The 14,393-nt window shown below is 50.7% G+C and carries 14 protein-coding genes; 8 read left to right on the forward strand and 6 right to left on the reverse strand.

Annotation, left to right across the window (positions count from 1 at the left end; all coding sequences use genetic code 11):
- Window positions 1-259: 259 nt before the first annotated feature.
- The 7 genes from hemA (at window position 260) to RIN69_RS10215 (ending at window position 6,220) form a co-directional block, all read left to right on the forward strand.
- Complete coding sequence (hemA, locus tag RIN69_RS10185; RefSeq protein WP_313857215.1) at window positions 260-1,516, forward strand: glutamyl-tRNA reductase; 1,257 nt, start codon at window positions 260-262, stop codon at window positions 1,514-1,516.
- Between the two features lie 69 nt (window positions 1,517-1,585).
- Entirely contained in the window at window positions 1,586-2,668 is a 1,083-nt protein-coding gene (prfA, locus tag RIN69_RS10190; RefSeq protein ID WP_313857216.1) for a peptide chain release factor 1, read from the forward strand.
- A complete protein-coding gene (prmC, locus tag RIN69_RS10195; RefSeq protein WP_313857217.1) occupies window positions 2,668-3,504 on the forward strand; it encodes a peptide chain release factor N(5)-glutamine methyltransferase in 837 nt (278 codons plus the stop codon). Before prfA ends, prmC begins: the two co-directional genes overlap by 1 nt.
- 16 nt (window positions 3,505-3,520) lie before the next feature.
- Window positions 3,521-3,919: a SirB2 family protein gene (locus RIN69_RS10200; protein WP_313857219.1), complete on the forward strand. Its 399-nt coding sequence runs from the start codon at window positions 3,521-3,523 to the stop codon at window positions 3,917-3,919.
- Window positions 3,916-4,725, forward strand: coding sequence for an invasion regulator SirB1 (sirB1, locus tag RIN69_RS10205; protein WP_313857220.1), 810 nt, complete (start codon window positions 3,916-3,918; stop codon window positions 4,723-4,725). Before RIN69_RS10200 ends, sirB1 begins: the two co-directional genes overlap by 4 nt.
- A 35-nt stretch (window positions 4,726-4,760) precedes the next feature.
- On the forward strand, window positions 4,761-5,615 hold the full coding sequence (kdsA, locus tag RIN69_RS10210; RefSeq protein WP_313857221.1) for a 3-deoxy-8-phosphooctulonate synthase: 855 nt from the start codon (window positions 4,761-4,763) through the stop codon (window positions 5,613-5,615).
- 191 nt (window positions 5,616-5,806) lie between these two features.
- Window positions 5,807-6,220: an META domain-containing protein gene (locus RIN69_RS10215; RefSeq protein ID WP_313857222.1), complete on the forward strand. Its 414-nt coding sequence runs from the start codon at window positions 5,807-5,809 to the stop codon at window positions 6,218-6,220.
- 51 nt (window positions 6,221-6,271) lie between these two features.
- Here the strand turns inward: RIN69_RS10215 and chaA are convergent, their stop codons facing one another.
- On the reverse strand, window positions 6,272-7,363 hold the full coding sequence (gene chaA, locus RIN69_RS10220) for a sodium-potassium/proton antiporter ChaA (RefSeq protein ID WP_313857223.1): 1,092 nt from the start codon (window positions 7,361-7,363) through the stop codon (window positions 6,272-6,274).
- A 678-nt stretch (window positions 7,364-8,041) separates the two neighbouring features.
- On the opposite strand from chaA, the gene RIN69_RS10225 reads away from it, so the two are divergent.
- Window positions 8,042-8,719: a gamma-glutamylcyclotransferase gene (locus RIN69_RS10225; protein WP_313857224.1), complete on the forward strand. Its 678-nt coding sequence runs from the start codon at window positions 8,042-8,044 to the stop codon at window positions 8,717-8,719.
- 40 nt (window positions 8,720-8,759) lie between these two features.
- Here RIN69_RS10225 and RIN69_RS10230 read toward each other — a convergent pair whose 3' ends face one another.
- From RIN69_RS10230 to RIN69_RS10250, 5 genes are all read right to left on the reverse strand, one after another.
- Window positions 8,760-9,905 (reverse strand): MFS transporter, encoded by a 1,146-nt coding sequence (locus RIN69_RS10230; protein ID WP_313857225.1) that lies wholly within the window; start codon window positions 9,903-9,905, stop codon window positions 8,760-8,762.
- A gap of 50 nt (window positions 9,906-9,955) precedes the next feature.
- On the reverse strand, window positions 9,956-11,269 hold the full coding sequence (locus RIN69_RS10235) for a dTDP-4-dehydrorhamnose 3,5-epimerase family protein (RefSeq protein ID WP_313857226.1): 1,314 nt from the start codon (window positions 11,267-11,269) through the stop codon (window positions 9,956-9,958).
- A gap of 45 nt (window positions 11,270-11,314) precedes the next feature.
- Window positions 11,315-11,578, reverse strand: a complete 264-nt coding sequence (locus RIN69_RS10240; protein ID WP_313857228.1) for an XRE family transcriptional regulator — start codon at window positions 11,576-11,578, stop codon at window positions 11,315-11,317.
- 374 nt (window positions 11,579-11,952) lie between these two features.
- Window positions 11,953-13,386, reverse strand: coding sequence for a serine/threonine protein kinase (locus RIN69_RS10245; protein WP_313857229.1), 1,434 nt, complete (start codon window positions 13,384-13,386; stop codon window positions 11,953-11,955).
- Between the two features lie 55 nt (window positions 13,387-13,441).
- A complete protein-coding gene (locus tag RIN69_RS10250; protein WP_313857231.1) occupies window positions 13,442-14,392 on the reverse strand; it encodes a hypothetical protein in 951 nt (316 codons plus the stop codon).
- Between the last annotated feature and the right edge of the window lies 1 nt (window position 14,393).

Here is a 14,393-nt window from a genome sequence, read left to right on the forward strand (position 1 = left end):
GACAGTCCCTGTGAGTAAAAAGCTTCATGTACATAACGTGGTCATCTCCTCAGACGCAATCAGGGCATGCTTGCCCAGTCTAACCGTTAACGCTAACCATCCGCGTTTAAGCCGTCAATGCTCAAATTGTCTTATTTGGCTGCAATCAACTATATCTTGTTAATGCATATGCTTCGTATGGCTTTTATTGATCTCGCGCATCTTGTAGAATGCGCTGCACAAAACCCTATCAAGAGTGGGATAACCAGACCTAATCACCATGACACTGCTGGCCCTCGGAATTAATCACAAAACGGCACCTGTTGCTCTGCGCGAACGCGTTACCTTTTCGCCGGATACGCAGGAACAGGCCCTTAACAGCCTGCTGGCGCAGCCACTTGTGCAGGGCGGCGTTGTCCTGTCTACCTGTAACCGTACCGAGCTGTATCTGAGTGTAGAACAACAAGAGAATCTGCAAGAGCAGCTGGTTCGCTGGTTGTGTGACTATCATCAGCTGAGTGCGGATGAGGTGAGAAAAAGCCTTTACTGGCATCATGATAACGAAGCAGTCAGCCATCTGATGCGCGTTGCCAGTGGGCTGGATTCGCTGGTGCTGGGCGAACCACAGATTCTTGGTCAGGTGAAAAAAGCCTTCGCCGACTCTCAGCGCGGCCACTCGCTTTCCAGCGAGCTGGAGCGCATGTTCCAGAAAACCTTCTCCGTTGCGAAACGCGTGCGTACCGAAACTGATATCGGTGCCAGCGCGGTCTCCGTGGCGTTTGCCGCCTGTACGCTGGCGCGCCAGATTTTCGAATCGTTGGCGACGGTGAATGTGCTGCTGGTCGGTGCGGGTGAAACCATCGAACTGGTCGCGCGTCATTTACGCGAGCATAAAGTTAAAAAACTGATTATCGCTAACCGTACCCGCGAGCGTGCGCAGCTGCTGGCGGACGAAGTCGGTGCGGAAGTGATCAACCTGGCGGATATCGACACCCGCCTGGCAGAAGCCGATATCATCATCAGTTCTACCGCCAGCCCTTTACCAATTATCGGTAAAGGCATGGTGGAACGTGCGCTGAAAGCGCGGCGTAACCAGCCAATGCTGCTGGTGGATATCGCCGTGCCGCGTGATGTGGAGCCGGAAGTCGGCAAGCTGGCTAATGCCTATCTGTACAGCGTTGACGATTTGCAGCAGATTATCGAAAAAAATATGGCGCAGCGTAAGGCCGCAGCCATCCAGGCTGAAACCATCGTGGTGCAAGAGAGCGGTGAGTTTATGGCCTGGTTACGTGCGCAAAGTGCGGTGGAAACTATCCGTGATTACCGTTCGCAGGCCGATCAGGTGCGTGCGGAACTGGAAGCGCGTGCGCTGGCTGCACTGCAACAGGGCGGCGATGCGCAGGCGATTCTGCGCGATCTGGCCCACAAACTGACCAACCGTCTTATTCACGCTCCTACCAAATCTCTCCAGCAGGCCGCTCGCGATGGCGATGACGAACGTCTGCAGATCCTGCGCGACAGCCTCGGGCTGGATTAGGTAGCGTCAACCGCAGTACCGCGACGCTACCCATTTAACGAACTCTATTTACAAGGTAAATAACACCACATGAAGACTTCTATTGTTGCCAAACTGGAAGCCTTGCAGGAGCGCCACGAAGAAGTGGAGGCGATGCTCGGTGATGCGGGCGTGATCGCCGATCAGGACCGTTTCCGCGCACTGTCTCGCGAATATGCCCAGCTTACCGATGTCAGCCAGTGTTTTCGTCAGTGGCAGCAGGTGCAGGAAGATATTGAAACCGCCGAAATGCTGATCGCCGATCCGGAAATGCGCGATATGGCGCAGGAAGAGTTGAAAGAGGCGCGTGAGCGCAGCGAAGAGCTGGAACAACAGCTGCAGCTGCTGCTGTTACCAAAAGATCCCGATGACGAGCGTAACTGCTATATCGAAGTTCGCGCCGGAACCGGTGGCGATGAAGCGGCAATTTTTGCCGGCGATCTGTTCCGCATGTACAGTCGTTATGCTGAATCTCGCCGCTGGCGTGTCGAAGTCATGAGCGCCAATGAAGGCGAACACGGTGGCTACAAAGAAGTGATCGCCAAAGTGATTGGTGACGGTGCTTACGGCCGCATGAAGTTTGAATCGGGTGGCCATCGCGTGCAGCGCGTGCCGGAAACCGAATCGCAGGGCCGTATTCATACTTCTGCCTGTACGGTCGCAGTGATGCCGGAATTGCCGGAAGCAGAGCTGCCGGATATTAATCCGACCGATCTGAAAATCGATACCTTCCGCTCTTCGGGAGCCGGTGGTCAGCACGTTAACACCACCGATTCGGCTATCCGTATTACGCACTTACCGACCGGTATCGTCGTCGAGTGCCAGGACGAGCGTTCTCAGCATAAAAACAAAGCCAAAGCGTTGGCGGTACTCGGTTCACGTATTCGTGCGGCTGAGATGTCGAAACGTCAGGCTGAAGAAGCCTCAACCCGTCGTAATCTGCTGGGCAGTGGTGATCGTTCCGACCGTAACCGTACCTACAACTTTCCGCAGGGGCGTGTTACCGACCATCGTATTAACCTGACCATTTATCGTCTGGATGAAGTGATGGAAGGGAAACTCGATACGCTGATCGAGCCGATTGTGCAGGAATATCAGGCTGACCAGCTGGCCGCGTTGTCCGAGCAGGATTAATGGATATACGCAGTTGGTTAAAAGCTGCCACTGCCGCGCTGTGCGGCGGTGACAGTCCAAAACGCGATGCGGAAATTTTACTTGGCTTTGTCACCGGCAAATCCCGCAGCTGGTTGATCGCCTTTGATGAAACCGTGCTGACGGCTGAGCAACTTGCGCAGCTGGAAGGGCTGATCGCCCGTCGCGCTCAGGGGGAGCCCGTTGCGCACCTTACCGGCGAGCGCGAGTTCTGGTCACTGCCGCTGCGTGTCTCAGCCGCCACCTTGATTCCCCGCCCTGATACTGAAATTCTCGTCGAACAGGCGCTGGCGCGTCTGCCTGCTGAACCTGCCTCATTACTCGATCTCGGCACCGGCAGCGGTGCCGTGGCGCTGGCGCTGGCCAGTGAACGCCCTGATTGCCAGATAACCGGCGTTGACCGCATTGATGAGGCGGTGGCGTTGGCGCAGGACAACGCCGACAGGTTGCAGCTGACAAACAGCCACTTCTTGCGCAGCGACTGGTTTGCCGCGCTGGAAAATCAACGTTTTGACATGATTGTCAGCAATCCTCCCTATATAGACGCTGAAGACCCGCATCTGTTACAGGGCGATGTGCGCTTTGAACCGCTGAGTGCGCTGGTAGCGGAAGATCATGGGCTGGCTGATATCAAACAGATCGCCGCCGCCGCGCAGGCTTATTTACAGCCAGCGGGCTGGTTGTTATTAGAACATGGCTGGCAGCAGGCGGCGGCAGTGCGGGAAATTTTGCGCCAGCACCATTTTTTACAGGTTGAAACCTGTCAGGATTACGGCGGCAACGATCGCGTTACCGTCGGTCAGAAATCAATATCATAGAGAACAGGACTTTTTTATGGCCGCTTATTACGCAGCAATTAAACACTTCCATCTGCTGACGGTTGCCATCACCATTACCCTCTTTATCCTGCGTTTTTACTGGCTGCAGGCGGGTTCTGTCATGCTGCAACGCCGGTGGGTACGCATTGTTCCCCATCTGAATGATACCTTACTGTTTGTTTCCGGTATTCTGTTGGTAAACATTACTCATTTTTATCCGTTTTCACCGCAAGGTAGCTGGCTGACTGAGAAGCTGTTTGGCGTTATTATCTATATCGTGCTCGGCATTATCGTCCTTGGACGCCGTCCGCGCGCGAATAAAGTGCGCTGGATTGCCTTCATCGTGGCGTTAGTGGTGATCGGAATGATCATCAAGCTGGCCATAAGTAAAATGCCACTGTTGGGGATTGTATGACGTCCGAAGCCAAATTTGATATTTCTGAATCACCGCTGTGTGAAGCGGTGATTGCCGCATCGCGGGCGATTCGCGATGATTTCCCGACCGAAGACGTGGGCTTTCAGCTGCGGGCGCTGGTTGCAGAGGCGCGCGAGTATGTAGCCAGTGAGACCGCTCAGGATTTGAAGCTGGAGAAACTGCTGGAGCTGTTTTATCACCAGTGGGGCTTTGGCGGCGCCAGCGGCATCTATAAACTGTCGGATGCGCTGTGGCTGGATAACGTGCTGAAAAGCCGTCAGGGAACGGCCGTTTCGCTGGGTGTGATTCTGCTGCATATTGCTGAAGAGCTGGACGTTCCGCTGCTGCCGGTCATTTTTCCGACTCAGCTGATCCTGCGTGCTGACTGGCTTGATGGGGAAATGTGGCTGATTAACCCGTTTAACGGTGAAACCCTTGATGAGCATACGCTGGAAGTGTGGCTGAAAGGCAATATCAGCCCGACCGCAGAGCTGTATGAAGACGATCTGGAAGAAGCAGAGTCGACCACTGTGATCCGCAAGATGCTGGATACGCTGAAATCGGCGCTGATGGAAGAGAAGCGCATGGAGATGGCGCTGAATGTCAGCAATGTGCTGCTGCAAATCGATCCCGACGATCCGTATGAAATTCGCGATCGCGGTTTGATCTACGCTCAGCTGGAGTGCGAGCATATCGCGCTAACTGACCTGACCTATTTCGTTGAGCAGTGCCCGGAAGATCCGGTCAGTGAAATGATTAAAGTACAAATTCATTCTATCGAACATAAACAGGTTACGCTTCACTAACCGGTGCAGACCTGAAGAAAGGAAAAGGCGAAGGTATGACTCAAAAAGTGGTTAACATTGGCGACATCAAAGTCGCAAACGATCTGCCATTTGTACTCTTTGGCGGTATGAATGTTCTCGAATCTCGCGATCTGGCGATGCGTATCTGTGAACATTACGTCACCGTGACCGACAAACTCGGTATTCCTTACGTATTTAAAGCCTCATTCGATAAAGCTAACCGTTCATCGATTCGCTCTTATCGCGGCCCGGGACTGGAAGAAGGGATGAAAATCTTCCAGGAACTGAAACAGACTTTTGGTGTGAAAGTGATCACTGACGTGCACGAAGCCAGCCAGGCGCAGCCGGTGGCGGATGTGGTTGATGTGATCCAACTGCCTGCTTTCCTTGCGCGTCAGACCGATCTGGTCGAAGCGATGGCGAAAACCGGTGCGGTAATTAACGTTAAGAAGCCGCAGTTCGTCAGCCCGGGTCAGATGGGCAATATCGTTGAGAAGTTCGCTGAGGGCGGCAACGAGCAGGTCATTCTGTGTGACCGTGGTGCCAACTTTGGTTACGACAATCTGGTGGTCGACATGCTGGGCTTCAATGTAATGAAGCAAGTGACTAACGGCAGCCCGGTGATTTTTGACGTCACCCACGCTCTGCAGTGCCGCGACCCGTTTGGTTCCGCATCCAGCGGACGCCGTGGTCAGGTTACCGAACTGGCGCGCGCTGGTATGGCAGTCGGCCTTGCTGGCCTGTTTATCGAAGCGCATCCGGATCCGGCCAACGCGATGTGTGATGGTCCGTCGGCGCTGCCACTGGATAAGCTGGAGCCGTTCCTGAAGCAGATGAAAGCGATTGACGATCTGGTCAAAAGTTTCCCTGAGCTGGATACCAGTAACTGACAGACTTAAGGCCCGCCTCGCGGGCCTTACTTTTATGTAACCTTCCTTCCTGCGTTATCCCGGCATTTGCTTAAAAAACATTACAAAATTCATGGCTTTTAAAGAGTTATCTGCTTGCTGAAAAGCAGGTTAATCAGCATATTATCGTGAAGCCAACACGATTATGGAAATAACCGATAAGGAGCAGTAGCATGACAAAGATTCTTCCACTGGCATTGCTGGTATTGATGGTCAGCGGATGCGCGCGTGACGGTAGCGGTATTAATGCTCAGCAGCTGGCTAAGCACAGTTACACCTTACAAAGCGTCGACGGTGTCGTGGTCAGTAGTGAAATGGGCAAACAGCCGGAGATCGCTATCAGCAGTGATTTGGCCGTTAGCGGCGTGATGTGCAACCGTTTCTTTGGCCAGGGGGAATTGCACGGCAATGTACTGACGGTTAAACAGATGGGGTCAACGCGGATGATGTGTGGCGACAGTCAGCTGAACCGTTGGGATGGCGTGATTGGCGATGTGTTAAATCAGGGAGCAACAGTGAAGCTGGAGCAGGGCAACTTAACCCTGACTGGCGCAGGACACACCCTGAAGTATCAGGCCGCGCAATAAAAAATGGAGCATATCTGGCGATATGCTCCACTGAAAGTTAATCCGCGGCAGTTAAAGCATAATCGTCATCAGATAACCGATAAACAGTGCCAGGTGAGCGGCACCGTTCAGCACATTGGTGCGTCCGGTGGAGAATGAGATATGGCAGAGGATTAACACTGAAATCATGATCACCATTTGCGGTGGTTCAAGACCGAAAATCAGCTGCTGATCGGTTAACGTGGCGATAATCGATACCGCCGGAACGGTTAATGAGATGGTTGCCAGCACCGAACCAAAAAACAGGTTCATCGCACGCTGTACCTGGTTCGCCAGTACCGCCCGAATCGCTCCCAGGCCTTCCGGTGACAGAATCAGTAACGCTACCAGGAAACCGGTGAACTGGGCCGGTGCATTCAGTTCGGTTAACAGGAACTCCAGCGGATTGGCATTCATCTTGGTCACGGCAATCACCGCGATCAGATGCACCAGCAACCAGCAGGTATGCCAGCCGCTACCGTGTACCGAGGGCTTACCGTGATGCGGGTCGTCACCATCATCTTCGTGTTCATAAACGAACAGGCTTTGGTGCGTTTTGGTCTGAATGAGCAGGAAAACACCGTACATTGACGCGGAAATGGCCGCGATTAACAGTGCCTGACCGGTAGTGAAGTTGCCGCCCGGCAGCGCGTTTGGAAACACCAGTACCAGTATCGCCAGCGGGAAAATAGCAATCATGTACTGCTTAACCCCGGCGAGATTGACGTACTGGGTGGCGAATTTACGGCCACCTAACAGCAAAGCAAAGCCCACCAGACCAGCGGTGACAATCATGATAATTGAGTACAGGGTATCGCGCATCAGCGCAGGTGCGGCGTCGCCTGTGGCCATCAGAGCCGAGATCAGGCTGACCTCGAGGATCACCACCGATAAACTGAGGATCAGTGACCCATAGGGTTCACCTAAACGGTGCGCCAGCACGTCGGCATGGCGGACAACGCTGAACGCGCTGCTAAGAATGGCGACTAAAGCCAGCACATTGATGCCGACGACAAAAGAGAGAGATTGCGATGAGCCCCACATTGCCAGTACGCCCAGCGCGATAATAGGGAAAATCAGTGAAAATTCTTTATGACGTGTTTTTGAGCCTTCTAGCGCTCCCATAGGCATTCATCTCCTTAATTAGTGCAATTAGCAGAAACCCGAGTCCAGGCTTCTAAGCATTATGTCGCTTCATTTATTTTACAAGCTGTAACAGTGTAACAATGTTCGCGGTATAATTATTCAACTTTACGTTATTTTACCCGTTAAGGGGATTTCTCGCTGACAGAGGTGATAAGTCAGTGTTATCCCGATTATAGGTAAGTTTATCTGTAGGTTATAAGCGTAAAGAACCGCTATAGTCAGGTTTTATTTGAGGTTTTCCTTCATCGTAACAAAGATAAATGATGATTATAGGTCATTTTGAATCATCCCTGTCAAAACTAGCGGCTTAAACATTCTGAAAATGCGCCAGGCCCCGAAATCAGCGGTGTTGAAGCGGCAACGGAGATGCTTTATAACCGCAAAAGTGGCTTAACAGATAGTGGCAAAAATGTTGGCGGTCCCGTGCTCAGGCGCTTGACCCGTCAGCGTTTAACCGCACCTGACAGCGATATCCTTATGAGCAGTGTGGCAAACGATCAATTTTTTTCGCTGCTAACCGACGCCAAACTTGATCGCCAACAAATAAATGCATATGGTCAGCAGAGTAAGCGCAACGCTAAGTGCGCAAATCATTAAATCACTGGATAAAAACGCTCGTCAGTAACAGGGAAGTAAAGCTGTGGCACGGGAGGTTGAATGTTAACGCGGGATTTCTTATTAAAAGCAGACTGCAAAACTGCTTTTGGATCGATCGAGGAGTCGCTGCTGTGGACCTGCGAACAGCGCGCAGCATCGCTGGCGGCAGCATTAACCTGCCGTCCGGATAACAGCCCGGTGTGGATTTTTGGTTATGGTTCACTGATGTGGAATCCGATCTTTGAATCAGACGAAGTTGCCAGCGGCACGCTACATGGCTGGCACCGCGCTTTCTGCCTGCGGCTGACGGCCGGACGCGGGACTCATCATCAGCCGGGCCGCATGCTGGCGCTGAAAGAGGGTGGCAAAACCAGCGGACTGGCATTTCGCCTGCCGGAAGACAAGCTGTATGAAGAGCTTGAGCTGCTGTGGAAACGCGAAATGATCACCGGCTGTTATTTGCCGACCTGGTGCGAGCTGGCGCTGGAAGACGGCCGTAAAGTGACCGCGCTGGTGTTTGTGATGGATCCGCGCCATCCGCTGTATGAGTCCGACAGCCGATCCACCACCATTGCGCCTTTAATCGCTCATGCCAGTGGTCCGCTAGGCACTAACGCGCAGTACCTATATTCTCTTGAGCAGGAGTTGAGCAAGCGTGGCATGCATGATGATTGTCTGACCGACTTAGTGCAGCAGGTGCGCGAGTTGCAGAGTTGTCATCACGGGATGCAGGGCTAAGCGCGTTACCACAGGCGGCAATGACGCCGCTTGTGGCCTGCTAACCGATGGCCGCTTTGCGTTTTAACAGCAGCAGCAGCAGGACGCCCGAAATAAAAGTTATCACTACCGCCGTCATCATCAGCCAGAGAACAGCCTGGTTGTTCCCCGCCAGCAAGAACAGAGTGAAGCCAACCACCGGAAGAATCGACTGACAAAACAGCACCACCAGCGATGAAGTGCTCGCCAGTATGGGTGTTGGAATAATTTCTATCCGCATTACCCGGTTTATATTGCCGGTAATGACCTTACCAATAATCGTGATGGCATAGCATAAAATGAAGATTATCAGGGAAGAGGTATGAAAGATTAACAGCAGGGAAGGGATGATGATAATCACTAAGCCAGTGGATAACAGCAGCGTTCTTGAAAGTTTTGCCAGCATCGCGCCATAAAGATAAGTGCCTGCAACGCCACAAACGCCGGCAGCGACATCAATAAGGCCGAAGTATTTGACCGGCAGCTGCATATTTTGGTCAATTAAAGCGGTGCCGGCTGACTCGACTAAGCCATCAAACATATTGTTACCGACGGCCAGACCGATAATCGCCAGTATCACTGGCGTGGACAGAATAAACTGTAAAGCGATAAACGGATGTTTTGGCGGCGCGAGGGTTAACCCTGTTGCCGGGAAGTGCGCCGCTTCCTGAACCTTGTCAAGCTGGCCAGCATGGCGATAAAAGTACCAGGCATTAATCAAGTAAAACACGCAGGGTATCAACAGCAGAGTTTTATAACCGTAATCAATCAGCAGCATGCCGACTACCGGGCCAATTATCATGCCGAGGAAATCCATTCTTGCCATCAAATTAACATGATGCTCGCGCTGCTTACTTAACATGGCGATGAGCTTCTCATAGGCAATCATGGTTTGCGAATTACCGATGGAAATCAGACTGCCGGTGGCACCAAAAGCAATGGCGATAGTCAGTGGGTCAGTAAAATTACTGAAAATAAGTAATAAACATCCGGCGGTTTTAATGCAGTCAGAAATAATCGATAACGGCCTGACGCCGGTGTTGTCGATATATTTTCCGATTAACGGGATTAAAATTAAGCGCGGCAACCACCAAATGGCATAGGATAACCCGGAATAAGCCAGGCTACCCGTGAGCAGATAAACTACCACCGGCGTTAAAAAAACCATCAACCCATCAGCGGTCAATACTAAAAAAAGTAAGGAGAATAATCGATTGGTCATTGGCTAGCCTTGTCTTTTACTTTTTCTTTTAACAGTACCTTGACATTTTTTCCAGTGATTTCATCGTAGACTATAACTGATTTCGGTGTGTTATGTGTTGGTGGTTGTTTCAATATTTCATTTTGTCTGGCTACCATATCAACATAATAATCAATGTCAGCCTCTGTCTGATTTGTATCGTAGCTGATATAATCACTGTTCTCTATAGGCCAGTCGATAATGTCATGCCCTGGTAAGTAATCACCTTTTTCATCAAGATAGATAACAGGACGATTTACGGTAATGATATTGGCCATATTGAGCAAGGCATGTGCAACCCCGCACGGGATAATGAGTTCAACATCAGGAGATGGATAGAATGTCAGCTCATCTTTTACAAATAAGGTATCTGATCCCTTTCTCATGTCAACCAGCATCAGCGTGAGTTGCTGACTTTTACTTCCAAGAAACACCAAGTGGTCTTCCTGACCAAGATGCAATCCGTAAGAGTCAAAGTCATAATTCTTTGTTCCGTGTTCGACAAGATATAATGGAGATTTTCTCGTGAGAGGAATAATACAACTCTCTTTTCCTGTTTTAATCGACGGCAGTAATCTAAATAATACGCCATTAATACTGGATAGGGATAGGTCAGTTTTACTGATTCCCTCGATTTTTTCTCTTATCTTCAAATTTACTTTTTTACCATCATCAAGCACAAACTCACGTGTCTCAGCGTGTTGATACTGATGATTTATCAAATTCTCTGCCTGAAAATCTGCCACCCTATGGTAAACTAAATCCGATGCTTCTTCTGACATGGGCTGATAACCAACTATATCATTTGTCGAGATGTTTTCCGGAATGTTGATAATGTCATTTTCTGGCGACCATTGTGTATTGCTATGGTGTATCTGATCCAGTGGTGGCAGGAGAATTTTATAGGTATTTAAAGTAAATATATTTTCAAGATTATGAAAAGTGTGCGCAACCCCAGGGGGAATAATCAGTGTTTTCTCTGATGAGGGAGTAATGTAAAAACTCACTCTTTGTTTGAATGTTGAAGAGTTTTTACGACAATCAATGAACTTTGCGAGTATTAGCTGCTTTTCATTACCGAGGAAGGTTAAAGTATCCTGTTGCCCAAGATGAATTCCATATTGTCCATACTTAAATTTACTTTCACCATGATATACAATGTTGACAGGATAAGTTGTTGGGAAGGGGATGACAAATGAGTCTTCTTGTCCATTATTAATCCGCCAGCGAGGGACCCAGTGAAGGCCCTCAATCAAAATTTCACTGTTTAATACTTCAATGTTATGACTCATATTTTTGTCCAGTTGAAGAAAGGCAGCACAGGCTGCCTTATTTTATCAAATATTCACTATTTCAATGTCATAACCGGCTTCCTTTGCACTACTTAACAACGAGCAAAGATTACTGGTATTCAACTTGGCATATTTATCATCTGCTGGAGCATTTTTTATGCCGGCTAAATAGGCTAATTTGTCAATTGCCGCAGTGGTCGCATTTTTGGTTTGTAGAATCATGTCGGTGAAGACATTAGTATCAATTTCTTGATCTACAACTTGGGGGGCATGTTTATACATTTTTGCAACTTCAGAAAGCGTATTCATAAAACACCTCTCTAAGATATATTTAAGATTGCTGGTAAGGATTATTGGGGAATGCTTTAAGATAATTAACTTAAACTACGATAATATTATTACCATCAGTCTGAATGGAATGTCAATGATTTTAATTTCTCACTTTAATGAGCTAATACTATTATTGAATTATTGAATTATATTTTAATGATGCTTTTAGTATTAAAGGTAGTAATTATCATGATTATTATTAGGTTGTAGTGCGGAACATTGAAGCAAACGAGACCCGATAATCAGGGTCTCTTGTTAAGTATGGGCGGAACGTTAACTTCCTGATTGCTGATTTTTTATTTTCATCAAACAGGTCTATTCACTACCTGAACCTGTTCGGCTGGCATCAGCCATCATTTCAGACCAGGATTGATCAGCCAGGTACCCGCACGATCAATTTTCACCGTCTGCGTACGCACCCGATCTTTCTGATGTACTTCAATATTATATTCACCGGCCGCCAGATTGAGCGATGCCAGACCATTGCTGGCGGGCTTAATCTCCACAGCATTACCGTTCAGCACCACCGACTCACCGTTTTCCAGCTTCAGATAAACCGTTGCCAGCGCGGGTGTATCGCTGCCGGTGACGGTCAGCGGTTTTGCCGCTGGCAGACTGCTGACAGCGGCGGAGTGTTCCACTACGCTACTGCCGCTCTTATCGCGATTAATCAATACCGTCAGTGCAATCACCGCCAGCAATGCAAGGCCACTGAGCAGCATCAGGGCAGGTGAGACGCGACGTGGAGCGGCTGGCGTGATGACATTATCCGCCGCACCGGCCGTCGGGTTCACCGCCAGTATCACTGCTTCGGCAGCGGTGGTTTCATCCGGTTGCTGAGCTTCCTCATTGGGTGGCGTTACCGTGCTTACCAGCTCCTGCACTTCGCTGACCGGTAAATCGATCAAGGCTGCCAGCTGGTCGATATTCTGCGGTCGATCTTCCGGCTTCATCGCCAGCGCGCGGTCGATAGCGTGCAGCAGTGGCAGCGAATAGCCCTCGGGTTGCAGCTGCGCCAGCGGTTGATAGCTGTCTTCAATGCAGCGCACCACACTGGTCGGTGGCGGGTGGCCGGTGACCAGCGTATGCAGCACGGCACCCAATGCGTAGATATCGGTCCATGGCCCTTGCTCGCTGTCGCTCTCTTCGCTGTATTGCTCAATCGGGGCGAAACCGGGCTTCAGCATAATTTCAGTTTCATCCGCCAGGTTGCCAATCTCTTTACGCGCTGAGCCGAAGTCCAGCAGTACCGGCAGCTGATTTTCCTGAATCTGGATATTATCGAGAGAGATATCGCGATGCAGATAGCCCGCACGATGAATGGTATTGATTGCCCCAAACAGCGGTGACAGCAGCTGGCGAATCCAGCTCTCGTTTATCGCTTGCGGGCTGGTGAGCTGCCACTCTTTCAGCGTCATCCCGCTGTAAAACAGCGTACCCATATAGGCAGTGCCGTTCTCTTCCCAAAAGCGTAACACATGCAGCAGGCCGGGATGATTAAAGCGCGCCAGCAGGCGGGCTTCCTGAATAAAACTGTTCAGACCGGCATGGAACATTTTATGGTAACGCTCGCCGCGCAGACCAAGGCTCAGATCCTCGTTGCGCATCGCCAGCGAAATGGGCATGTACTCTTTGATGGCGATAGTGCGTTCTAATAAATGGTCCCAGGCGCGATAGACAATACCGAATCCACCGCCGCCAATCACTTCTTTGATTTCGAATTCATTGAAACGGTGCCCGGCAGGTAATGCATTTGGCACGGTTTTTTGATTCTCATTTGCCGACATATTTGACACTCTCTGAGAGCTAACGGCCTGATTACTGCAGGCAGTACGCCTGCGATTAATTTAAGATGCGGTATGCGCCAATTGCCGGATCGGCGAGATCGGCATGCAGTTCATCGACCAGCATCACATTCAGCTTCACTTTCCGATCGTACTGCGCTGCCCAGCTTTTCTTCACCGCATCGACGCGGCTTTTTACCGCGGCCATATCCTCTGCGGCGTTCTTATCCATTTTTACCAGCAGCGTGCCGCTGAATGACCAGGCGTGCAAATGATGATCAAACGGCAGGACCAGCCAGCTGTCGGCAGCCTGTTTACTGCCGATCACCATGCGCTGGTTATTGATCGTTACGATATCCAGCCCGTTGGCGGACGAACGCATATTCACCAGTGGATAACCCCGCCAGAAGCTGATCGGCACTGGGATTTCTTTTCCGTCGGTTGACAGCGTCAGTTGGCTCTCGCCTTCCAGCCAGCCCTCGCGGGAGCAGCTCAGCGCGCCATCGTCGGGAATAAACAGCGATTGGCCATTTTCATTCCACCAGGTGCGGAAATGGCAACCGCTGGGCAGGTCAAAACGCTGCAACGGCTGACTGTCTGCCGGGCGCGAAAGATCGAGCGGGGCGGCATTGGCAGAGGTGGCCGTGGCGGTTGCATCGGCTGTTACTGTCGGCTGCCAGCGCTGCATTTTGCTGGCGTTGCCGCTGGCAAGTACCGAGCCTTTTTTATCGGTCATCTGCCACGGCAATGTCTCCAGCTGGTGACATTGTCCGGCTAACAGCGTGCCGACGCGCGGCAGGAAGTCGCTCAGTATTTGCGACTCTTTGCTCTCACCCGATACAATGCGCAGGTGAAGTGCTGGCTGGCACCAGTCCTCCGGCGCATTGCTGACGACATTATCGATAAACACTTCCAGTTCGAGACTCGGTGAATAGACCACCCGGTAATCCTCTGCACTGGCGGCAGAAGCCATTAACACTGTCAAAACGCCGGGCAACCAGTATTTCATA

Origin of the sequence: Winslowiella toletana (assembly GCF_032164335.1) — a bacterium.
Taxonomy (GTDB): Bacteria; Pseudomonadota; Gammaproteobacteria; order Enterobacterales; family Enterobacteriaceae; genus Erwinia; species Erwinia toletana_A.